This is a genomic window from Curtobacterium flaccumfaciens, from assembly GCF_013359815.1.
GTDB lineage: Bacteria > Actinomycetota > Actinomycetes > Actinomycetales > Microbacteriaceae > Curtobacterium > Curtobacterium flaccumfaciens.
Window position 1 is genome coordinate 298692 of the sequence record NZ_JABMCF010000040.1, and the last position, 21316, is coordinate 320007.

The following is a 21316-nucleotide window of genomic DNA, read 5'->3' on the forward strand; positions in this document are numbered from 1 at the left end:
GGCGTCCGGTAGCGTCAGCGCCATGACCGAGATGCAGCGACGCAGTCTGCTGGAACGGCTGATCGGCAAGCCCCTGCCGTGGCTCGCCTGGGTGTGGGCGGTCATCGCGCTGGTCTGGCTCGTCCTGGCCGTCGTCGAACCGTCCCGGTTCCACACGCAGATGGCGGTCCTCTGGATCATCCTCGCCGCCGTGCAGATCGGCTCGGTGTCCTACGCCCGCGCGCAGGCGCGGAAGCGTGCTCGGAACGCAGGCGACGACTCGTAGCCGGCCCGACGCCGGCGCCCAGAGCACGTCCGCGCCCGGAGCACGCCCGCGTCCGCCCAGTGCATGAGCGAGCGCAGAGCTCGGCGAGATGCCTGTGCGCTGCGTGAGAGCATGCGGTCGTGACAGACGAACCCCTGCTCGAGATCCGGTCGGCGTCCGAGACGGACGCGGCGTCCGTGGCTGCGGTCGTCGTCCGTGCGTACGCCAACCAACAGGGCTGGGTGAGCGACGCCGAGCTGGTGACCGGGGAGCGGACGACCCCGGACCAGGTAGGAGCGATGATCCGTGCCCCGCGGTCGGTGGTGCTCGTCGCGGTCCACGACGCCACCATCGTCGCGACCTGTCACCTGCGGGCCTCCGACCGGGCGACGGCGCACCTCGGCATGCTCGCTGTGGACCCGGCGTGGCAGTCCCGAGGCATCTCCCGGCGGCTCCGGACCGCGGCGATCGCGTACGCCGAGGAAGCCATGGCATGCGAGTCCGTCGAGCTCGAGGTGCTCAGCGTGCACGAGGGACTGCGACGCGTGTACGAGCGGAGCGGGTTCATCGCGACGGGGGAGACCCGACCGTTCCCGGCACACGTCGCTCGCGTCGCGGGGCTGCACTTCGTCGTGCTCAGGAGATCGCTCGGCGCGTCTGGACAGACCCCGGACGTGTGACCCGAGCGGCGCGCCGCCGCCAGGACCCGTAGGCTCCAGGCGGACCGACCGGTGCACGGGGCGCACGGCGGGATCCGAGGGGGAACCACATGTCCATCACATCCAGGATCACCACCGCGGGGACGGCGACCGTGATCGTCGTGCTCGCACTCTCCGGCTGCGCCGGGACCGGCACCACGGCACCGGGAGCGGAGCGGGCCACACCGCGGTCGTCGACACCGACACAAGCGCCGAACCAGGCACCGACGGAGACGCCGACCGCGCCGGCCACCGTCGACTCGGCAACGAAGGACCTCACGTTCGAGGACGGCGACGCGCTCTCGGCGAGCACGCTGCCCGCGTTCGGGCTCCAGGTCTCGGCACTCGACGGCTGGGAGCAGACCGGCGAGGACCCGACCACCGGGTCGCGGGAGTACACGAACGCCGACGGCTCCGTGGCGACGATCACGCAGCAGCGGCTCACCGACCTCGACCCGACGATCGGGGACCGCGCCGCCACCGAGCAGCTGTTCACGGCGGCGGGGCTGCCGGCCGACCGACTCGAGGAGCAGCTGCTGCCGACGATCACCGGCGGCACCGCGCAGTTCCTGTCGATCGCCGGGCACAACACGGACGGGTCGTGGTCGGCGACGGTCGCGCGCGCCTTCGCGAAGCCGGGAGCGGCGCTCATCGTGAAGGTCCGGACGACCTCACAGGATGCGCTCCGTCCCGACCTGCACGACATCCTGGTCAACGCGCAGGTGGTCGTCGCCTAGCGAGTCGAGCCGGTGCGTCGGGGCGCCGCGTCGGGGCGCCCCGACGGGTCCCTATGCTGAGTCATCGTGCGCCGCTCCGTCCGTCTCCTGACCGTCCTCGTGATCGTCGCCCTGTTCGCCGTCGGGGTCCTGGCAGCGGTGGTCTTCATCCAGCGTGTGCTGGCGGATCCGGCGAGCGACGTCGCCTGGGTCGGCATCGTCCGGGCGATGGGGTTCATCGTCATCGGGGTCATGCTGACACTGCTCGGACGGCGAGGGCTGCCCGCGGCCGTCGACGCGATCAACCTGCTCGCCGACGCCGGTCCGGTGCGGCCGCTCACGGTCGTGGTGTGGGTCGTCCTCGGCGCCACCATCTACTCGATCCTGCGCGGCTGGACGGTGATCGTCCCCGTCGCGGCCGTCATCGGTGCGATCGTGGTGGCGTTGCCGTTCGTCGAACGCTTCCTGGACGCGGCGCTGGCCCGGCAGGCTGCGCGAGCCGACGCCGACGCCGACGCCGACGGCGACGCCGCGACGCCGGTCACACCGGTGGCACCCGCCGGGACCGCCGCCGACGCGTGAGACGGCAAGCGAGACGGCACGCGGGACGGACGTGTGACGGTCACGAGACGGGACGGGAGGCCCGGTGCCAGCTGGCACCGGGCCTCCCGTCCGTCGTCGACGCGGCCTGACCGCCCCTGCCGACCCACGCGGGTCGGCCCGCCTCAGCGCTCCGCGCGCCCGGCGAAGCGGTACCGGAACCCGGGCACACCGTCCGCGGTGACGACCACGTCGTAGTACCCCCACTCGTCGAGCGGCCAGTGCATCGTCTTGTGCCCGGAGCCGCGGACGTGCGCGGTCTCGCGGTGCTGCACGAAGTCGTTGGCCACGAGCACGAAGCGGAGCTCGGCCCTGCCGGTGTTCTCGAGCAGGAGCTGCAGGGTGCGCCGACCGCGGGTGTCCCGGACGACCGAGACGTGCGGGACGCCGCCGGTCGCCGGACCACCGACCGCGACGGCGCCGGCGAAGCGTCGGAGGAACCGGTCGGGCCCGTAGACGCTGACGTCGTACGCGCCGTCGGTCGTCGTGGTGTCCCATGCCCAGTCGGCGGTGGCGCCGACGGGGACGGTCTTCGGGTGGGCGGCGAACGGCATCGCGGTGTTCGGGTACACGAGGAAGTTGACCCCCTGGCGACCGTCGTTCGCGAGCGTCACGGTGACCCGACCGGTGCCGTGGTCGACGGTCGCGTCCGCGTGCTGCCGGTAGGGCAGGCTCCGACGGCGGACGGTGCCGGGCTCCTGGACGGGCACGGTCTGCGCGCCGATCGCGGGTTCCTCGATGGGCGGCTTCGCCTGGTCGGCGTCGGCGGCCGCGACCAGCACGCGGGTCTGCTCGATGCCGGGGACGACGTCGGCGCCGGGGATGCTCGGGTCGGGGGCGCTGAAGTCGAAGCAGCTCGTCAGGTCCCCGGAGACGGTCCGTCGCCAGTCGGAGATGTTCGGCTCGCGGACCCCCGTGACGTGTTCGAGGAACTGGATCACGGACGTGTGGTCCGCCACCTGCGAGTTGACCCACCCGCCACGGCTCCACGGCGACACCACGGTCATCGGCACGCGGGCACCCATGCCGATGGGCAGGCCGTCGACGTACTCGTCGGGGGTGCCGGGTTCGGCGAACGGGGGGACGACGTGGTCGAAGTACCCGTCGTTCTCGTCGTAGTTGACGAGCAGGACGGTCGAGGCCCAGGTGTCCGGGTTGCTGAAGAGCGCCTGCACGACGGCGTTCGTGTAGTGGGCGCCGTAGTCCGGGCTGGCCGCCGGGTGTTCGCTCCAGCCGTAGGGGGCGATGACGTACGACACGGTCGGCAGGCTGTTGGTCGCGCAGTCCTGCCCGAACTGGCTGAGCAGGTGGGTGACGTCGAGGCCCTTGCCGGAGTTCGGCTTCCACCCCTCGTGCAGACCGGCACGCGCGGCGAGCTCCTGCTGGGCGGGATCGGAGGACGCGAGCGCGCGGTGGTACTGCTCGAACAGCCAGAGCGGGTTGTCGCCGTAGTCGCCGACGTACGGGTCGGCGGAGCTGTCGCCGACCTCGTCGTTGGCGTAGGTCTTCCAGGTGACGCCGGCCGCCTGCAGCCGTTCGGCGTAGGTGGTCCAGGCGAACACCGGTTCGTAGTCCGCCGGGTTGTCGGTCGCCGGTCCGCCCTGGGTGCCGCGGGGGTCGATGGTGCCGGACCACTGGTACAGGCGGTTCGGCGTGGTCGGACCGTTGAGCGAGCAGTGGTAGTCGTCGCAGACCGTGAACGCTCCGGCGAGTGCGCGCTGGTACGGGATGTCCTCGCTGGTGAAGTAGCCCATCGTCTGGGCGCTCTTCGCGTCGACCCACCGGTTCCAGGCACCGCCGTTCCACGCGGTGTGCCCACCGCCCCAGGAGTGGTCGAGGCCGTCGGCGTTCTGCGCGTTGAACCGGGTGGTGTCGAGCCGGAACGGCAGCATCGCGCCACCGTCGGTGCGGGCCGCGGACGGCTGGTGGAAGACGTCGTGTCCGGTCGGCAGCTCGAGCGCCTGCTTGTCCGAGAACCCACGGACGCCGGGCATCGTGCCGTAGTAGTGGTCGAACGACCGGTTCTCCTGCATGAGCACGACGACGTGCTCGACGTCGGCGATCGTGCCGGTGGGGACGGCACGAGCGGTCGCGGCGCTGGCGCGGTCGGCCGCGCCCGGTCCGAACGCGGACCCTGCGGCGACGCCGGCCATGATCGCTGCTGCGCCGCCGACCAGGACCGTCCGGCGGCTCAGGCCGGGGCGGACCGCTGCGGTGTACGCCGCGTCCGGGGTCAGCGGTGGTGCGGCGTCCAGGCTGACGTCGGGTGCGCCGTGTTCGGGCTTCCTCGTGCTCATCGCGGGCCTTCCAGGTCGGTGGGAGTGCGGGCGCTGCGGGGGAGGAGCGCCCGTCAGCATGACAACGAGGTGCGCTGAACCGTGCCTTGCCCGGCCGTGGCGGCGGGGTGAACGCGTCCGGTGGAGTCAGGATCGACCTGTCCAGGTGCACCGAGGCTGGGCCCTGTGGTTCCGGTGTCGATCCCACGAGGACTCCGACGCACCTGGACAGCTCGGCCGCAGCGGGGGAGGATCACCGGGTGCGACCACTGTTCCGGGACATCGCCGAGGACCTCGCCGACCGGGTGCTCCGCGGTGAGTTCGACGCCACGGGTGTCCTGCCGGCCGAGCACGACCTGGCGGCCGACTACGCCGTCGCGCGCGGCACCGTGCGGAGCGCGCTCGAGCTGCTCCGCGACCGGCAGGTCCTGACGGCACGTGCAGGCTCCCGCTGGCGCGTCCGCACCACGACGCTCGGTCACGACGCCGGCGCGCTCGAGTCGTTCGGTCAGCTGGCCAGGGCCCGGGGGCACGAGCCCGGCGGGCGGGTCGTGGCGGTCGAGGAACGGCCGGCCACCGTGCGCGAGCGGCGCCTGTTCCGCGCCGCGCACGACGAGCCCGTCCTGCACGTCGTGCGGGTACGCTCCCTCGACGGTGTCGACGTCATGCTCGAGCGCACCGCCTACGCGCCGTGGGTCGCCGCCGTCATCCGGACGATCCCCGGCGGGCAGACGTCGGTGTCGGCGACCCTGGAGGACCGGTTCGGCATCCGGGTCGGTGCCGCCGTCACCACCGTGGACGCGCTGCTGGCCGACGACGCCGACGCCGCGCTCCTCGGGGTCCGGCCCGGCGCGGCGCTCCTGCAGGTGCGCCGGTCCAGCACGGCGGAGGACGGCCGACCGCTCGAGGCCGGCGACGACCGGTACGTTGCCGGGACCGTGCCGCTCCGGATCCGGACGGCGTCCGCAACGGCACCGGTACCGCGGACCGGCACCGGGCACGACGACGCGGGATGAGCCGGACGGGAGGCCCGGTGCCAGCTGGCACCGGGCCTCCCGTCCGTCGCCACTCGACCCCACGACGTGGGCCGGCAGGCGGGGTCAGCGTCGCTGTGCGCCGTCCGCGGCGACGGCCGCCGCCAACCCTGCTTCGATGACGTCGACGGGGTCCGGCAGGGCCGCGATCGACGCCGCGACCTGACGGCTGCGGGCGCGGTGGGCCGGAGTCGTCAGGACCTCGCGGACCGCCCGACGGATCGCCGCAGGCCGTGGCGTCCCGGAGCGCAGGTTCTGCCCGCACCCGGCCCACGCGACCCGGGTGGCGACCTCCGGCTTGTCCTCGGTCGACCCCGCGACCACGAGCGGCACGCCGTGTGCGAGGGCACGCTGCACCCCGCCGAACCCGCCGTTCGTGACGACGACGCTGCACCGCGGCAGCAGCTGGTCGTAGGGCAGGAAGGTCGCCACCCGGGCGTTGGCGGGCAGCGCCGTGCCGAGCGCGCGTTCGACCTGGTCGACGGGGCGGCCACCGGTGGTCGCGACGACGAGGACGTCCTCGTCCGCCAGCGCGCGGAGCGTCGGCGCGATGAGCCGGCCGAGGTCGACGGTGTCGATCGTGCCCTGGGTCACGAGCACCACCGGGGAGTCGGTGTCCAGGTCGTCCCACCACGCGGGCAGGTCGGCCCCGGGCGTCGGTGCCGCGCGGGCCACGACCGGACCGACGAACCGGACCGAGTCGGGGAGCTCGCGCCGCGGGTACTCGAGCTCCGCGACGCTCAGCTGGAACAGGGTGTCGAACGCGCGGTACGCGAAGTCGAAGGTGTCGATCGTCGACGGCGGTGCCCCCACCTCGGCGAGCACGGCGTCCACCGCTCGACGCAGCGGCCGGGTGAGCACGGGGTGGATCGCGGCGGTGAGCAGCCGGTTGCGCACGCGCGCCACCGGCCCGCGACCCGGCGCGAGTGCGGTGCCGAAGGGGGCGGCGTCGACGCTGGTGAGCGTCACCGGGGTGGTCGCGATCCCGAGCACGGGCAGACGCTCCGCGGACGGCAGGGCCAGGTACGGCGCGAGCCCGGTGAACGACGCCTCGCCGAGCACCGCGTCGAAGCGCCCCGCTGCCAGCAGCGCCGTCAGCGCGCGGTACTGGGAGGGGATCGGCCGGACGAACATGGCGATGATGCCCTCGCGGACGACCGCGATACCGCGTGCAGCAGTGGCGTCGGCGAGCCGGTCCTGCAGATCGGCGTCGTCGAAGTCGACGTCGGCCGGCAGCGCCACGAACCGGAGCCCGGCTCCGACGACGAGCTCGCGGTACTTGGACCCCGTCAGCACGGTGATCTCGTGGCCGCGCTCCGCGAGGTCGCGGCCCACGTCGACGAGGGGCGCGAGGTGGCCGTAGACGGGCGGGGCGCAGAGCAGGTACGAGGACACGGGGGCCGCTTCCGTCGGGGGGATGGCCGGACGTTCGGAGCGTAGGCGCGGCGAGCAGGCGCGTGGCGCGGCACGGACTGGGAGTGGGTGAGAGTCCTCGAGCACACCACGGCACACACGTCGGCGCCCGGGTGACGTACTGCGTCCGCAGTAGTCGGGGCGCTCCCGCTGCAGTACCGCTCGCCCTCCGGACCGGCGCACGCTGAGGACCACCACACCCCGACGAGAGGACTCCATGGACATCGCAGTCGACATGACGAAGTGCCAGAGCTACGCCCAGTGCTGCTTCCTCGCACCCGGCGTGTTCCGGTTCGAGGGGGAGGAAGCGTTGGTCTACAACCCGAACCCGAGCGACGAGGAACGCTCTCGCGTCCTGGAGTCCGCGGCGGCGTGTCCGGTGCAGGCGATCCGTGTCGGGGGAACGCGCCTCCCGGTCCGGCATGCCGACCCCGCCGTGCGCGGTGCCGCGCCGTTGACGTCGAGCGACGCGGTCGTCATAGTCGGCGCATCGCTCGCCGGCCTCCGTGCCGCAGAGACGGTGCGCGCAGCGGGGTTCACGGGCGAGCTCACGATCGTCGGGGACGAGCCGCACCGGCCCTACGACCGCCCGCCGCTGTCGAAACAGGTGCTCACCGGCGTCGTCGGCACCACCACGACGGCCCTCCCGCACGCGGACGACCTGGACGTCGACTGGCGCCTGGGCCACGCAGCGGTCTCGCTGGACACAACCGGCCGGGAGGTCGTCCTCGACGGTGGGGAACGCATCCGGTACACCCGGTTGCTGATCGCCACCGGACGTCGCTCCCGGCCGTGGCCGGTCGAGTCCGAGGCCGCCCTGGACGGCGTCGTCGTGATGCGGACGGCCGACGACGCGGCACGGATCCGCACCCGGTTGGAGGGCCGACCTCGTCGAGTGCTGGTGATCGGCGGTGGGTTCACCGGCGGCGAGATCGCGTCGTCGTGCAGCACGCTCGGCATCCCCGTCACCGTCGTCGACCGCGGGCCGGCTCCGATGGTGAAGGTCTTCGGGACCGCGATCGGACGGATGATGGCCGATGTCCAGCGCGAACACGGTGTGGACCTCCGGACCGGCACCGGCGTGCTGTCGTTGCTCGACGACGACAGCGGACGGCTCTGCGGTGCTCGACTCACCGACGGTTCCACCGTCGACGTCGACCTGGCGGTCGTCGCGGTCGGGGCCGTTCCCAACAGCGAGTGGCTCACCGGGTCCGGGGTCGCACAGGACGCCGGTGGAGTGCTGTGCGACGTCGCGCAGCGAGCGCTCGACACCGACGGGCAACCGATGGACGACGTCTTCGTCGCCGGCGACATCGCGCGGCACCCGAGCCCGTCGGCGGGCCCCGGCCCCTGGACGAGCGAGCACTGGGGTGCCGCGGTCAGCCAGGCCGACGTCGCAGCGCGGAACCTCGTGCACGACAGCCACGTGCCGCACGAGAGCACCGCGGTCTTCTGGACGATGCAGTTCGGCAACGTCCTCAAGGCCGTCGGAGAGCCGTCCGTCGCGGACTCCGCGCAGGTCGCCCAGGGGTCCCTCGACGAGCGATCCGGTGTCGTCACGTTCGGCAGGGACGGACGCCTGGTGGCCGCCGTCGCCGTCAACCAGGCGAAGTGGCTGCCGTACTACCGCGCGCAGATCGCCGCTGGTGCGACCTTCCCGCTCGAGGACCCGACCGTCGACCCGTCACGGGATCCCGGAGTGGCCGCAGCACGCTAGCGGACCGCTCCCACCACCACCGATCAGAGCCAGACGACAGGAGCAGAACCCAATGACGAACAACCCGCACACCGCGTCGACGACGTGGGACACGTTGCTCGAGCAGGACAACCGGCACGACCCCAACCCCCTCTACGCGCAGCTGCGCACCCACCCGGTGCAGCAGCTGGACAACGGCGCGTTCCTCGTCACCGGGTACGACGAGGTCGTGCAGCTCATGCACGACCCGCGGATCAGCTCCGACCCCATGGCGAAGCACCGCGCCGAGGGTGCCGATCCGGGCGAACCCGCGCTGACGTCGGCGTTCGTCATGACGGACCCGCCCGTGCACGACCGCCTGCGCCGGCAGACGATGCGCCACTTCGGACCGCCGCACGCCGCCGACTACATCGACGGGCTCCGACAGGACATCGATGCCATCACGAACGACCTCATCGACGGGTTCGCCGGACGCACCGAGATCGACGTCGTGGAGTCGTTCGCGTACCCGCTGCCGGTCGCGATGATCTGCGACGTGCTCGGCGTCCCCCCGGAGGACGAGCCCCGCTTCCACGCCTGGAGTTCAGCCATCATCGCGCCGCCGGAGGCCACGGACGACGCCGACGCCGCCGTCAAGCGGCGCGAAGCAGACGAGGCCAGCCGCGAGCTGGCTGCGTACCTCGGCGCACTCGCCGAGTCGCGGCGCGGCACACCGCAGGGCGACCTGCTCTCCGGACTCGTCAACGACCACGGCCCCGACGGGCCGATGTCGCAGACGGAGGTGCTCAACACGTCCATCATGCTGCTCGTCGGCGGGCACGAGACCACCGTCAACATGATCGCCAACGGCACCCTCACCATGCTGCGCCACCCCGACACCATCGAGCTGATCCGCGACAACCCGCACACCATCGCGCAGGTGTTCGAGGAGCTCATCCGAGTCGAACCGCCGGCGCAGGTGACCCCGAAGTACATCGCCCTCGCCGACGTCACCGTCGCAGGCGTCACCATCCCCGAGGGCGCACCCGTCTGGATCGCCTGGGCTGCAGCGAACCGCGACCCCCGGCACTTCCCCGAGCCGGACCGGTTCGACCCGCACCGCGCGGGCAACGACCACCTGAGCTTCGGCGCCGGGATCCACGCGTGCTTCGGCGCCCCACTGGCGCGGTTGGAGACCCAGATCGCCCTCGCCACCCTGTTCCGGCGGCTCGTCAACCCGAGGCTGGTGCTCGACCCGCCGCCGTACCGCCGCAACGCGCTCCTCCGGGGTCCGAGTGAGCTCCGTGTCACCTTCGACGGAGTCCGACCCGCCGCCTGACCGGAGCCGTGTCGGCGTCGCTGAGCCCGGGCACTAGGGTCGCTGCATGACCACACCCGCGGGGGCGAGTTCGGGCAACGGCTACTGGCGCGGCCAGATCGGGGCGACGGCCCTGTTCGGCGTCGGCATGGTGGCGTGCAGCGTGGTGCTCTTCCGGGTGGACCCCGACGAGCCGGGGCGTGCGGTCCTGCTCGCGTTCGGGGGCCTGCTCTTCCTCACCACGCTCGGTTGGGCGGTCGACGCCGCGACCCGCTCGGACCCCCGACAGCGCGCGCTCTTCGCGTGGGCCGTCGCCCAGCACGAGGCTGCGGGGCACGGCAACGACGCCCTCGCGCTGGCCGATGCGGCGCGTGTCCGGGACGGTGCGCTCGATGCCGAACGGATCCGGGCACTGCAGGCGCTGCGCCCCGACAACCCGTACCCGGGCGGCCCACTCGGCGACGCCTCGGACGGCGGGACCGCCGAGACCGCCGGGGCGAACCGGCTCGGGATCGCCCTGCTCGCGCTGTTCCTCGCGTTGACCGGGCTGTACAGCAGCTGCTGGCCATCGGTGTTCGTGCTCGGGTGGCCGTTCCAGTTCGTCGCGTCGATCCTGGCGGTCGTCGCGATCGTGCCGCCTGGCCGCGGTCGCCGACTCGGCGTCGTCGCGGCGATCGTCTCGGTGCTCGGCACCCTCGTGACGGTCGGCATGCTCGTGTGGCGCGTGGTCGAGGCGAACGGCAGCTAACTGCCCGCGGTCGCGCGTGCGGCCCGCGACGTGGGCGGGTGACGGACTGGAGGCTCGGCGCCAGCTGGCACCGGGCCTCCAGTCCGTCTCGTGACACCCCAGGACGCGGGTTGGCGTGCGCGGGCCGGCCACCTGTTTCGGTGGGCGCGCGGTGCGGCAGGTGGGAACAGACTCGCAACGTCGATGAAACACGCGCCCTGTGGGGTGGATGCATGGACGTCACCACCACGGATCGTGCTCCCGCTCGCTGGTACCACTCGCTGTTCGTACAGATCGCGATCGGGGTGGCCCTGGGCATCGCCGTCGGGGTCTGCTTCCCCGCGGCCGCCCCGGTGCTCAACGTGGTCGGGCAGGGGTTCATCCGGCTGATCGAGATGGTGATCGCACCGCTCGTGTTCATCGTCGTGGTGACGGGGATCGTGCACGTCGGCGACCTGCGGTCCGTGGGCCGGATCGCCGGCAAGGCGATGATCTACTTCCTGCTCGCGTCGTCGTGCGCGCTCGTGTTCGGCCTGCTGGTCGGCAACCTCGTGCGCCCCGGGGCCGGCCTCCGGATCGACCCGTCGTCGCTCGACGCCTCGGCCGTGGCGGCGAAGACCGCGGGCGGCACGGCTCCGGACGCGGGGACCTTCATCCTCGACCTCATCCCGTCGAGCGTCGTGAACGCGTTCGCGACGAACGACATCCTGCAGGTGCTCGTCTTCGCGGTGTTCGTCGGCGCGGCGATCGCCGCGATCGGCAGTGACCGTGCGCGGCCGCTCGTGCGGGGCCTCGACCTGTGCCTCGAGGTCGTCTACCGCATTCTGGGCTGGGTGATGTGCCTGTCGCCGCTCGGTGCGTTCGGGGCGATGGCGTACGTGGTCGGGCAGTACGGCATCGACACCCTGGGGTCGTACGGGTTGCTGATCGCCGCCTGCTACGGCGCGGCGGCGGTGTTCATCGTGGCGCTGCTCGTCGGTGGGCGGCTGCTGTCCGGGGTGCCGATCTGGCGGTTCGTCTGGCACACCCGCGCGGAGTTCGGTCTGGCCCTGGGCACCGCGTCGACCGAGGCCGTGCTGCCGCGGATGATCACGCGGCTCACCGAGGTCGGCGTCTCACGGAGCGTCGCCGGGCTCGTCGTGCCGACGGGGTACTCGTTCAACCTCGACGGGGCGGCGATCTACCTGTCGATCTCGCTGCTGTTCCTGACCCAGGCGTTCGGGGTGCCGCTGACGCTCGAGCAGCAGGTCGCCGCACTGGGGGTGCTGCTGCTGACGTCGAAGGGCATGGCCGGGGTGCCGGGCTCGTCGTTCCTGGCGCTGTCCGCGACGGCGACGAGCCTCGGGCTGTTCCCGGTCGCTGGCGTCGCGCTGCTGCTCGGTGCCGACCGGATCATGGATGCGATGCGGGTGAGCGTCAACCTGCTCGGCAACTGCGTCGCGACGCTCGTGGTGGCGCGGTGGCAGGGCGAGCTCGACCGTGAGCGGGTGGAGGCGGTGCTCCGGCCTGGTCGAGGGGTGCGGCCGTCGTCGGAGCCATCGCCCGCAGCGGCGGTGTCGGCGCCGGTTCGCTGAGGGGTCGGGGCGCGCTCGCGGCGCGGTCAGCGTTCGAGGACGGCGCGCTGCTGGTCGTACTGCTGGCGGGTCCGGTGTCCGCCCATCTTGCGGACGACGGCGCCCGAGGGGTCACGCGTGATCCGCCACCAGATCGCGGTGCAGAGCGCGTCGACCGGCAGGGCCGTGCCGAGTCCGACCAGGAGCTGCCTGCCGAGGTCCGTCCGCCACGGCAGACCCGAGACCTCGAGCGCGGTCACGACGAGCAGACAAACCACGATGGTGATCGGGCTGAGCCAGAGCTTCCGCACGGTGCGTTGACGTGCCACGTCGATCTCCGCCAGCTGCGCCAACGGCAGCGTCGAACCGACGTGCTCGCGCGGCTCGCCACCGACGATGACGGCGGCAGGGCCGGGGATGGTCGCTGTGTCGTCCGCATCCGTGGCGGGTCGCCACACCACGTCGTCCAGGTGCTCCACGTCGTCGTCGATGCGGAACCAGCCGCCTTCGAAGCCGTCGGCAGCGGCGTCGAGATCGGCTCGAGGCGTGGTCGTGGTCACGTCGGTCATCTTGGCAGCAACAGGCGCCGCTGGGGCACCACCGCTTCGGGGGTGGGCGGAGGCGTCGCTCGGGCCCGGGGCGCGTTCTGCTGACAGGATGGTCACGACACCACGGGGGCGGGGGCCGGTATGGGCACGGAACAGCAGGACTGGCGAGACCAGGGGACGGGCCCGACGACGGGGCGGAGCAACGCGATCGCCATCGCGCTCGTGCTGCCGGTGCTGCTCGTCGTGAGCTGGGCGGTCCAGATCGGGGCGTACCTGGCGCGCGACTTCGGGTCGATGGACGACCGGCTCGGTGCCGGGGGCGTGTTGGCACGGCTGGTGATCGGCGCCGTGCTCGCCGTGGGGATCCCAGTGGTCGTGCTCGTCGTGCAGGTCCGGGCTCGCCGGCGTGAACCGCGCCACTCACTGGTCGCCGTCGTTGCGGCGATCGTCGTGCTGGTCATCGCCGTGCCGTGGAACGGCCTGGTCCTGACGTCGCAGGTGCGGAGCGTGGCCGCCGACGCTCGGCGGTGGGCGCAGCCGGCGACCGCCGCCGAGCGGCACTTCGCCGACGGTGACGCCCGGGCCACGCTCGAGCGGATCGGGGACCGCACGGTGCGGATCCTCGGTGGCGACCGGAAGTCCGCCTACCGCGATGGCGAGCGAGCCGGTGGTGCGTACAGCGAGGAGTGCCAGCTGTCGAACGCGCACCAGGGGGTCCGGTGGCGGTACTGGTACCACCCGGGGGAGTACACCGACGAGCACGGCAAGGAACTCCTGCCCGAGGACCACACGCTGATCGAGGGCGCCAACCGCGACGTGGACCGCGTCCGCGCGTACTGGGAGTCCGAGGGCATCGACGCACGGTCCGAGGCGGACATGGTCCCCGACCAGATCTCGCCGACCGCAGACTGGCTCGAGAGCACCTCGTCGTACACGCGGCCCGGTCCGGACGTCGACCTGAGCACGATCTGCCTGGTGCGCTGACCGGAGTGACTTCGGGTCACCTGGTCGCCGCTCAGCGATGGTCAGCACGGTTCGTGGGCAGGCCGACCAGGCGCTCGACGGCGGCGAGGACGACGGCCGGGGGATCGCCGGCGGCGATCTCAGTCCGGATCCGTCTGGCGGCGACGTGGAACGTCGGCTCAGTCAGGAGTCGCGACGCGGCGGTGCGGATGTCCTCCGCGGTCGCCGTCGCGGCGTCGAGGACGAGTCCGGCGCCCAGAGTCTCGACGCAACTGCCGTTCGGCAGCTGGTCCGCACCGAGCGGCAGGACCAGCAGGGGCACCCCGTGCGCGAGCGCCCCGGTCACCGATCCGGACCCGCCGTGGTTCACCACGAGGTCCACGAGCCCGAGCACCGAGTCCTGCGGGACGTACTGTTCGATCCGGATCGCTCCCGGGCCCGCCGGCACCGGGAAGGTCGTCGGGTCGACCCAGGGTCCGGTGGTCACGAGGATCCGCGCCGGCAGGGCCGCGAGCGCGTCGATGAGCCGGGCGAACAGGTCGCCTGACTTCGTGTTGAACTCGGTGCCGAGCGTGACGTAGACGCGGGGTCCGTCGCCGGCGGCCGACCACGCCGCGGCGTCCGACGGTGGTGGTGACCAGGCGTCCGGTCGCATCCGGATGACCGGGCCGTGCAGCTCGTGCCCGGATCGCATCGACGCCGGGAACGGGATGACGGTGAGCGCGCCGCCGAGCATGTGTTGCTGCGGGTCGGGCTCGAGTCCTGCGCGTCGGCGGAGCGCCTCGAGCGGCTCTCGCACCGCGTCGCGCCAGGTCCCGCCGGCCGAGGCGAAGGCCAGGACCACCACGCACGGCACCCCGGCTCGTTCGGCGGCAGTCATCGCGCCGAAGTCGAACTCCCCGCAGACCACGAGGTCGGCCGTCCACCGTGTGACCAGCCGTCCGACGTCGATGACGGCCCCGGCGGCCGCGTCCCCCAGGAACACCTGGGGGACGCGGGTGAGCACCGTGCTCGGGTCGATCGGGGTCAGGGTGCCGGTGCCCGGCCTGCTCGCCGGCAGCTCCACGTCCCGCGGCTGCCGGTGCGAGATACCGGTCTGTTCGAGGACGGCCTCGCGTGCGCCGCTCAGTGCGGTTCGGTGTCCGGCAGCGCCGGCCGCGCGGGCGAGCGGCAGCATCGGCGCGAGGTGTCCCCGCCCGCGTGGGAACGAGAACACGATGCGCAGGGGTTCCGGGGCCCCGTAGCCGGGGCGGCCGTTCGCAGCAGACACCACAGGGCTCCGATCGTCGCACGGGCCGCCTGCCCGCTTCGTCAGACAACCGTATGGCGAACGACGGTCGTGCTCCATGAACCCTTGGTCAGCCTCGCGGGGCGCTCACGCGCCGACCGTGCTCACTTGCCGGCGGCCTCGTTGTACGACTCGATCTGCTTGCCGGCCTGCTGCTCCGCATCGGTCATGGTCGACTCGACGTCGGCGCCCTCGACGATCCGGTTGAAGGCGCCGATGACGGTGGCGCGCACCGTCGGGAACGCTCCGGTGATGCAGCCGGCCGCGGCGACGCTCGTGGGGTCGTCGGCGAGCTGCTGGTACATCGTGGCGATGTTCGGGTCGGACAGGGAGCGCTTGCCCACGGTGGTGTCCTGGGCGTCGGTGTTCATCGCGACGTAGCCGGTCGCCTTCGCCCACTCGGCCTGCACGTCCGGCGTCTGGAGCCACTTGGCGAACGTGTACGAGGCCTGCTGCTCGGCGGACGAGTGGCCCTTGCCGGAGATCCACAGCGCGTTGCCGCCGATGACCTGCCCGGCGTCGTCGGAGGCCGACGTGGTGGGGAACCGGGCGACGACCGACTTCGAGCCGTCCGGATCGACCGTCGTGTAGGCGCCGGACGAGGTCAGCAGCATCCCGACCTTGTTGCTCGAGAACGCCGAGTTCTGCACGGTCGAGTCGGTGCCGGGGTTCAGGGCGGCGCCGTCCTGGTAGAGCTTCTGCAGCGTGGTCATGAACTGCACCTGGGTGTCCGAGGTGAGTGAAACGCCGGTGACCGGCTTGCCCTTCCGGCCGTTGTCCGGCGTGCAGAAGGGCTCGCCGCCCGAGGCGCTGAGCTCCTCGAGCATCCACGAGTCGCCCATGTTCATGCTCATGCCGTAGCCACCGGTCGCGGCGTGGATCTTCTCGGCCCAGGTCGCGACCTGCGCCAGCGTCTTCGGCGGCTTCGTGGCGTCGAGGCCGGCCTTCGCGACGAGTGCCTTGTTCAGGTAGAGCACGGGCATCGAGACCGAGAACGGCATCGCCGCGAGTGACTTGCCGTCGCTGTAGTACGTGGCGGCGGCCGGGGCGATCGTGTCGGTGCCCGACGTCGATCCGCTGATCTTCGCGGGGGACACCGTCTGGCCGGAGTCGATCATGAAGCCGGTCGACACGTCGTTCATCATGAGCAGGTCCGGCGTCGAGCCGGACTGCACCGCCGCCGTGTACTTCGTCTGGACGGCCGCGTAGTCGCCCTGGAACGACGACTTCACGGTGATGTGCTGGTCGTTCTCCTTGTTGAAGCGGGCGACGAGCGCGTCGAGCTCGGTCGCGGGCGGCCCGGACATGGCGTGCCAGAAGTCGACGGTGACGGGGCCGGAGCTGTCCGACGCGGAGCTCGACGTGGAGCACCCGGTCAGGGCGAGGACCGCGACGGCCCCGGTGGCGAGTGCTGTGAGGGCGGTGGAACGACGTGCGGGCATGGTGCGTCCTTCGGGTGTGGGGCGGGCGGGGGTCGGGGAGGGGATCGAACGTGTCGTCACTTGAGCGCCCCGGCGGTGAGACCACCGGCGAGGAACCGCTGGGCGACGAGGACGAGGACCAGGACGGGGAGGGTCACCATGGCGGCACCGGCGAGGACCACGCCGATGTCGGCGGCCTCGGCGTCGGACAGCTGGGCGATGCCGACCTGCACGGTGCGGTGCTCCGGCGAGTTGGTGACGAGGAGCGGCCAGAAGAACCCGTTCCAGGCGGCCGTCGCGCTCACCAGGGTGACCGAGACGAGCGTCGGGCGGGTGAGCGGCAGGAGCATGGACCGGATGAACCGGAAGTGTCCGGCGCCGTCGAGCACCGCGGCTTCGCGCAGCTCGTCCGGGAAGCTCAGGAACGCCTGGCGGAACAGGAAGATCGTCAGTGCCGAGGCCACGAACGGCAGGAAGACGACCAGGAGCGTGTCGATGAGGTGCCACGACGAGACGGTCAGGTAGTTCGCGATCAGGGTCGTCTCGCCGGGGATCATCATGCTGGCGAGCAGGACGAGGAACAGGGCACGGGCGCCCCGGAGCCGACAGAACACCAGGGCGTAGGCGGTGATGATGCCGATGACGACCTGCAGCACCGTCTGGGCGAGGGTGACGACGACGCTGTTCAGGAACTGCTGCCCGAGCGGGACGACCTGCGTGGCGCGGACGATGTTGTCGAGCGTCAGGTGGATCGGCACGAGACCGGCGAGGCCCTGGTCCAGGTACCGGGTCGGGGTGAGCGCGCCCTCGAACACGTAGTAGAGCGGGAAGCAGACGACGACGACCGCGATGACGAGCCAGGCGTAGACGAAGACGCTCCGGAGCCGGCGTGCGGTGACGGGGCGCATCAGTAGTTCACCCGCTTCTCGAGCACGCCGAACTGCACGAGCGACAGCCCGAGGACCAGCAGGAACAGGACGACCCCGAGCGCGGCGGCGAGGCCGAAGTTCGCGCTGCCGGACCCGAAGGCCTGCTGGTAGATCGCGTAGACGAGGGTCTTCGAGGAGTCGGCCGGACCACCGCCCGTGAGGATCTGGATCTGCCCGAAGGTCGTGAGTGCCTCGACGGTTCCGGTCACGACGACGAAGAAGAGCGTCGGCGTGACGAGCGGCAGGGAGATCGACCAGAGCGTCCGCACGGGCCCGGCGCCGTCCAGGTGCGCCGCCTCGATGACGTCCTGGTCGATGGCGCCGAACGCTCCGAGCAGGAGCAGCACGGTGAACCCGAGCGACCCCCAGATCGTCACGACGATGACGCTCGCCAGGGCCCACTGGGTGCTCGTGAGGAACGGCACGGGCGCGCCGCCGAACTGGGTGATCACCGTGTTCAGCAGCCCGTTGCCGGGTGCGAGCATCGCCGCGAACGCGACGGACCCCGCTGACACGGACACGACCATGGGTGCCGTCAGGAGTGCGCGGAAGACCGGCAGGCCGCGGAGCTTCACGGTCAGGGGGATCACGACGAGCAGACCGAACACGATGCGGCCGACGACCACGCCGACGCAGAAGACCGCGGTGGTCAGCATCGTCCGCCCGAACGCGGGGTCGGTGAACGTGCGGACGTAGTTCTGCAGCCCCACCGAGCCCGCCGGCTGACCGAAGATGTCGGTGCCCTGGGTGCTGAGGACGAGGACGCGGCCGAGCGGGTAGAAGACGAAGACCGCGAACGCGAGCAGCGCCGGTGCGAGGAGCACCAGACCGAGCCGTCGGTCCGAGCGCAACGAGGACCGCGTCGTCCGGGTCGCCCGGGGTGGACGCCGCGCTTGCGGCGACCGCGGCGACCCTGCGGTACGCGGGGGACCGGCGACCAGGCCGGACCTGACGGGGACCGTCATGGGGCGGACTCCTCCGAGTAGGGAACGTTCCCTAACCGGGAACGACTCCACTGTGCGGCGGGGGTCGGAGACCGGTCAAGGCACGTCGACCACCCGCCGTCACCCGTTCACGCCGCGTTCAACCCCTCCGACGATCGGGTGCCGACGTTCACCGCCGCACGCCGCGCGTTCACCTCGGGTTCGGCCCGTCGACCGGCGTGGTTCGCCGTCCAGGGGCCTCGACGTCGTAGAACCGGGGACCATGCGAACCGTTCCTGCTCCCCAGACACTCCGGGCGATCGCCGAGGAGGCCGCGCGCACCGTCGCGCCCGACCTGCTCGCCGTGTTCCGCGCCCCGATGACGATCAGCACGAAGCGCGATGCGCACGACGTGGTGACCCTGCACGACCGCGCGGCGGAGGAGGCGATCACGGCGGTGCTCACCGCGGCCGTGCCGGGCTCGGTCGTGCTGGGCGAAGAAGGCGGCACCACCGGCGGTACCGGCAGTACCGGCGCCGCCGGGGGCATCGACACCGCAGGCGACACCGGCACCACCGGCAGCACCGCGGACCCCGTGGTCCGGTGGATCGTGGACCCGATCGACGGCACCGCGAACTTCGCCCGCGGACTCGCGTACTGGTGCATCTCGATCGCGGCCGAAGTCGACGGCGAGGTCGTCGCCGGCGTGGTCTTCGACCCGGTCGCCGACCACGTGTTCGCGGCGGACGACGACGGCGCCTGGCTCGACGGTGCGCCGATGCACTCGTCGTCCGGGCCCGACGACGCAGCGACGGTCCTGACGAGCTTCCCGGTGCAGCAGGACCTCGACCTGCTCGGCGAAGCAGCGGCGTTCGACCTGCTGCGGGACCTGACGCTCCGGTACCGCCACCACCACAGCCTCGGCAGCGGCGCCCTCAACCTGGTGCACGTCGCCGCCGGGTGGTCGGACGTGACGATGGGCTTCGCCACGCACCCGTGGGACGTCGCCGCCGGAGCGCTGGTGCTCGAGCGCGCCGGCGGGTGGTTCCGGGGCTTCCGTGGGGGCGAAGCCGTCGACCGCGCCCACCTGGCCGACGACTACGTCGCCGCCGGCGCCGGGGGATCGCACGCCGAGCTGGTGCGCCGGGTGCAGGAGCTGTCGGCCACGACCGCCACCGACTGAGCCGCCGACCGGGCCGCCAGCCGGCCCGCCGACTGAGCCGCAGACCGGGCCGCCGACCGGTTCGACGCGGGCGTCGCGAGCGGTCAGCCGAGCGCGTGCCCGGCGACCGCCTGCGCGGTGGACCCACGCGGCAGCAGGCGTGTCGGGAGCACCTCGTGCCGGTCGCCGCGACGGCCCCGGAGCCGCTCGACCACGAGCTCGACCGCCCGCGCGCCCATCCGGACGCGCGGCTGGTCGACACTCGTCAGGTCGAGGCGTTCGCCGAGACCGGTGCCGTCGAACCCGGTCACCGCCGCCATCCGGGGGAGTGCGAGCCCCGCGCCGTCGGCGATCGCCACGAGCCGCGCCGCGGTCGCGTCGTTCGTCGCGACGAACGCCGTCACCCCGTCGCCGAGGTGCCGGGCGATCCGCGCCGGGTCGGCCGCCAGGGCCTCGACGTCGTCGACGCGGTGGTCGCCCGGTGCGCCGAGCTGCGCGGTGACCGCGGCGTGCGCGACGGCACGAGGGGTCGTCGAGGGGTGGTCGGACTCCGCCACGAAGCACGTGCGTCGGTGGCCGAGTGCGGCGAGGTGGAGCACCAGCGCGCGCATGCCCGCCTCCTCGTCGGCGCGCACCGTGTCGAGTCCGAGGCCGGCAAGCGCCGACCCGCTCGACCCGAGGACCGCGACCGGCAGGTCGCGCGCGACCGCAGCGAGCCGTGCCGGGGCGAGCCGACTGCTCAGGACCGCGACCCCGAGCACACCGTCGGCCGATCCGTGGGAGGCGTGCAGGGCCTCCAGGCCGTCGGTCAACCGGGCAGGGTCACGGAACCCGTCCGCGACCCGGAGCGCGAACCCCAGGGTCTGCGCGGTCGCGCGTGCGCTCCGGAGCGCTTCGTCGTGGAACGGGTTCGCGGCTTCGGTGACGACCACCCCGAGTACGAGCGGCGCGCCCTGCGCGCGTCGCCTGGCGAGCGAACCGACCGGGAGGCCCAGCTCGTCCGCCGTCCGCACCGCGAGTTCCCGACGTGGCCGGGACACACCGTCGTCGCCCCGCAGGGCGAGTGACACGAGCGATCGAGAGATGGCGCATCGCTCGGCGACGTCGCGGAGGGTCGCGGCCACGGTCAGGCGAGCTTCCAGGTGTGGACGTGCTCCCACGTCATCGTCTGCCACCAGCGACCGGACCAGTCCGGGCTCGCGGTGCGGTAGAGCACGACGGTGTCGCCGCGGAACCCGGTCGGCACGTCGACGTCGAGCTCGCGGATGAACGCGCCGACCTCGTCGTGCAGGTCCGGCCGGCCGTACAGGTCGTGCGAGGCGAGGGAGAGGTGCGCGCGGTACTGCTCCGGGTCGTAGTCGTTCGCCAGCGGGACCTGCATCGGCTGCCGGAACGGTGCGACCACGGCCTCGATGTCGGCGGCGAGCCGGACGAAGTCGTCGTTGTGCGAGCCGTCCGGTCGGGTCGCGACGTCGTAGACGAACCCGATGCCCTGTTCTCGGACGCCGGCGTTGTGGACGTCGAACGCCGGTCGGCCGTCGAGCAGTGCCGTGACGGCCGCGACGACCTGGTCCTCGTTGCTACCGAACGGCTGGCTGCCGACGAGTGTGGCGTGCGGCGGGAAGGCGCCGGCCGACAGCAGGCCGTACTGCGCGCGGAGCTGGTCGGTGACGACCGTGACGGCCCGGCAGGTGCGGGCGTCCGGGCGCAGGTAGATGCCGTGGCGGTAGGGGTCGCTCGGGTCGCGCGGCAGCTTGGCGGTGACGTTCTGGGGCATGGGTCCGTCCGTGGTCGGTCGATGGGGAACGTTCCCGATGGTCGGGAACGT

At 72.4% G+C, this 21316-nt stretch carries 20 protein-coding genes; 11 read left to right on the top strand and 9 right to left on the bottom strand.

Going from position 1 to position 21316, the window contains the following annotated elements:
* The first annotated feature begins 22 nt into the window (after positions 1-22).
* From HP445_RS15140 to HP445_RS15155, 4 genes are all read left to right on the top strand, one after another.
* Positions 23-265: a hypothetical protein gene (locus HP445_RS15140; RefSeq protein WP_111055364.1), complete on the top strand. Its 243-nt coding sequence runs from the start codon at positions 23-25 to the stop codon at positions 263-265.
* 119 nt (positions 266-384) lie between these two features.
* A complete protein-coding gene (locus tag HP445_RS15145; RefSeq protein ID WP_128779746.1) occupies positions 385-924 on the top strand; it encodes a GNAT family N-acetyltransferase in 540 nt (179 codons plus the stop codon).
* 89 nt (positions 925-1013) lie between these two features.
* Positions 1014-1679 (top strand): hypothetical protein, encoded by a 666-nt coding sequence (locus tag HP445_RS15150; protein WP_128779747.1) that lies wholly within the window; start codon positions 1014-1016, stop codon positions 1677-1679.
* 66 nt (positions 1680-1745) lie between these two features.
* Positions 1746-2240, top strand: a complete 495-nt coding sequence (locus HP445_RS15155) for a hypothetical protein (RefSeq protein ID WP_128779748.1) — start codon at positions 1746-1748, stop codon at positions 2238-2240.
* Between the two features lie 143 nt (positions 2241-2383).
* Here the strand turns inward: HP445_RS15155 and HP445_RS15160 are convergent, their stop codons facing one another.
* Positions 2384-4555, bottom strand: a complete 2172-nt coding sequence (locus tag HP445_RS15160; RefSeq protein ID WP_128779749.1) for a phosphocholine-specific phospholipase C — start codon at positions 4553-4555, stop codon at positions 2384-2386.
* Positions 4556-4794: 239 nt separating this feature from the next.
* Here HP445_RS15160 and HP445_RS15165 point away from each other — a divergent pair, with 239 nt between their 5' ends.
* Complete coding sequence (locus tag HP445_RS15165) at positions 4795-5550, top strand: GntR family transcriptional regulator (RefSeq protein ID WP_128779750.1); 756 nt, start codon at positions 4795-4797, stop codon at positions 5548-5550.
* 84 nt (positions 5551-5634) lie between these two features.
* Here the strand turns inward: HP445_RS15165 and HP445_RS15170 are convergent, their stop codons facing one another.
* A complete protein-coding gene (locus HP445_RS15170; protein ID WP_128779751.1) occupies positions 5635-6963 on the bottom strand; it encodes a glycosyltransferase in 1329 nt (442 codons plus the stop codon).
* Between the two features lie 235 nt (positions 6964-7198).
* On the opposite strand from HP445_RS15170, the gene HP445_RS15175 reads away from it, so the two are divergent.
* The 4 genes from HP445_RS15175 (at position 7199) to HP445_RS15190 (ending at position 12275) form a co-directional block, all read left to right on the top strand.
* Positions 7199-8698 carry an FAD-dependent oxidoreductase gene (locus HP445_RS15175; RefSeq protein WP_128779752.1) on the top strand — a complete coding sequence of 500 codons (1500 nt, stop codon included), beginning with the start codon at positions 7199-7201 and terminating at the stop codon, positions 8696-8698.
* A gap of 52 nt (positions 8699-8750) precedes the next feature.
* A complete protein-coding gene (locus tag HP445_RS15180) occupies positions 8751-9995 on the top strand; it encodes a cytochrome P450 (RefSeq protein ID WP_128779753.1) in 1245 nt (414 codons plus the stop codon).
* Between the two features lie 46 nt (positions 9996-10041).
* Positions 10042-10722, top strand: coding sequence for a hypothetical protein (locus HP445_RS15185; RefSeq protein ID WP_128779754.1), 681 nt, complete (start codon positions 10042-10044; stop codon positions 10720-10722).
* 212 nt (positions 10723-10934) lie between these two features.
* Positions 10935-12275, top strand: a complete 1341-nt coding sequence (locus HP445_RS15190) for a cation:dicarboxylate symporter family transporter (RefSeq protein ID WP_128779755.1) — start codon at positions 10935-10937, stop codon at positions 12273-12275.
* A gap of 26 nt (positions 12276-12301) precedes the next feature.
* On the opposite strand, the gene HP445_RS15195 is transcribed toward HP445_RS15190, so the two are convergent.
* The gene (locus tag HP445_RS15195; RefSeq protein ID WP_128779756.1) at positions 12302-12814 is read right to left on the bottom strand and encodes a hypothetical protein; all 513 of its coding nucleotides are present in this window, start codon (positions 12812-12814) and stop codon (positions 12302-12304) included.
* A 129-nt stretch (positions 12815-12943) separates the two neighbouring features.
* On the opposite strand from HP445_RS15195, the gene HP445_RS15200 reads away from it, so the two are divergent.
* The gene (locus tag HP445_RS15200; RefSeq protein WP_128779757.1) at positions 12944-13786 is read left to right on the top strand and encodes a hypothetical protein; all 843 of its coding nucleotides are present in this window, start codon (positions 12944-12946) and stop codon (positions 13784-13786) included.
* A gap of 31 nt (positions 13787-13817) precedes the next feature.
* Here the strand turns inward: HP445_RS15200 and HP445_RS15205 are convergent, their stop codons facing one another.
* The 4 genes from HP445_RS15205 to HP445_RS15220 all read right to left on the bottom strand — a co-directional run bounded on the left by HP445_RS15205 (position 13818) and on the right by HP445_RS15220 (position 18227).
* Positions 13818-15035, bottom strand: coding sequence for a glycosyltransferase (locus HP445_RS15205; RefSeq protein ID WP_241660349.1), 1218 nt, complete (start codon positions 15033-15035; stop codon positions 13818-13820).
* Between the two features lie 122 nt (positions 15036-15157).
* Positions 15158-16495 carry an ABC transporter substrate-binding protein gene (locus HP445_RS15210; RefSeq protein WP_128779759.1) on the bottom strand — a complete coding sequence of 446 codons (1338 nt, stop codon included), beginning with the start codon at positions 16493-16495 and terminating at the stop codon, positions 15158-15160.
* Between the two features lie 56 nt (positions 16496-16551).
* Positions 16552-17382 (bottom strand): carbohydrate ABC transporter permease, encoded by an 831-nt coding sequence (locus HP445_RS15215; protein ID WP_111033542.1) that lies wholly within the window; start codon positions 17380-17382, stop codon positions 16552-16554.
* Positions 17382-18227 (bottom strand): carbohydrate ABC transporter permease, encoded by an 846-nt coding sequence (locus HP445_RS15220; RefSeq protein ID WP_231495659.1) that lies wholly within the window; start codon positions 18225-18227, stop codon positions 17382-17384. Before HP445_RS15220 ends, HP445_RS15215 begins: the two co-directional genes overlap by 1 nt.
* Before the next feature lie 382 nt (positions 18228-18609).
* Between HP445_RS15220 and HP445_RS15225 the strand changes: the two genes are divergently transcribed.
* Positions 18610-19509: an inositol monophosphatase family protein gene (locus HP445_RS15225; RefSeq protein WP_128779760.1), complete on the top strand. Its 900-nt coding sequence runs from the start codon at positions 18610-18612 to the stop codon at positions 19507-19509.
* 83 nt (positions 19510-19592) lie between these two features.
* Here HP445_RS15225 and HP445_RS15230 read toward each other — a convergent pair whose 3' ends face one another.
* The gene (locus HP445_RS15230; protein WP_164941093.1) at positions 19593-20612 is read right to left on the bottom strand and encodes a LacI family DNA-binding transcriptional regulator; all 1020 of its coding nucleotides are present in this window, start codon (positions 20610-20612) and stop codon (positions 19593-19595) included.
* 2 nt (positions 20613-20614) lie between these two features.
* Entirely contained in the window at positions 20615-21265 is a 651-nt protein-coding gene (locus HP445_RS15235; RefSeq protein ID WP_111093233.1) for a 2'-5' RNA ligase family protein, read from the bottom strand.
* Positions 21266-21316: the final 51 nt, after the last annotated feature.

Coding starts and splice junctions, on each gene's coding strand:
- HP445_RS15140 (WP_111055364.1), top strand. CDS start 23: ATGACCGAGATGCAGCGACGCAGTCTGCTGGAACGGCTGATCGGCAAG.
- HP445_RS15150 (WP_128779747.1), top strand. CDS start 1,014: ATGTCCATCACATCCAGGATCACCACCGCGGGGACGGCGACCGTGATC.
- HP445_RS15160 (WP_128779749.1), bottom strand. CDS start 4,555: ATGAGCACGAGGAAGCCCGAACACGGCGCACCCGACGTCAGCCTGGAC.
- HP445_RS15175 (WP_128779752.1), top strand. CDS start 7,199: ATGGACATCGCAGTCGACATGACGAAGTGCCAGAGCTACGCCCAGTGC.
- HP445_RS15180 (WP_128779753.1), top strand. CDS start 8,751: ATGACGAACAACCCGCACACCGCGTCGACGACGTGGGACACGTTGCTC.
- HP445_RS15185 (WP_128779754.1), top strand. CDS start 10,042: ATGACCACACCCGCGGGGGCGAGTTCGGGCAACGGCTACTGGCGCGGC.
- HP445_RS15190 (WP_128779755.1), top strand. CDS start 10,935: ATGGACGTCACCACCACGGATCGTGCTCCCGCTCGCTGGTACCACTCG.
- HP445_RS15200 (WP_128779757.1), top strand. CDS start 12,944: ATGGGCACGGAACAGCAGGACTGGCGAGACCAGGGGACGGGCCCGACG.
- HP445_RS15210 (WP_128779759.1), bottom strand. CDS start 16,495: ATGCCCGCACGTCGTTCCACCGCCCTCACAGCACTCGCCACCGGGGCC.
- HP445_RS15215 (WP_111033542.1), bottom strand. CDS start 17,382: ATGCGCCCCGTCACCGCACGCCGGCTCCGGAGCGTCTTCGTCTACGCC.
- HP445_RS15225 (WP_128779760.1), top strand. CDS start 18,610: ATGCGAACCGTTCCTGCTCCCCAGACACTCCGGGCGATCGCCGAGGAG.
- HP445_RS15235 (WP_111093233.1), bottom strand. CDS start 21,265: ATGCCCCAGAACGTCACCGCCAAGCTGCCGCGCGACCCGAGCGACCCC.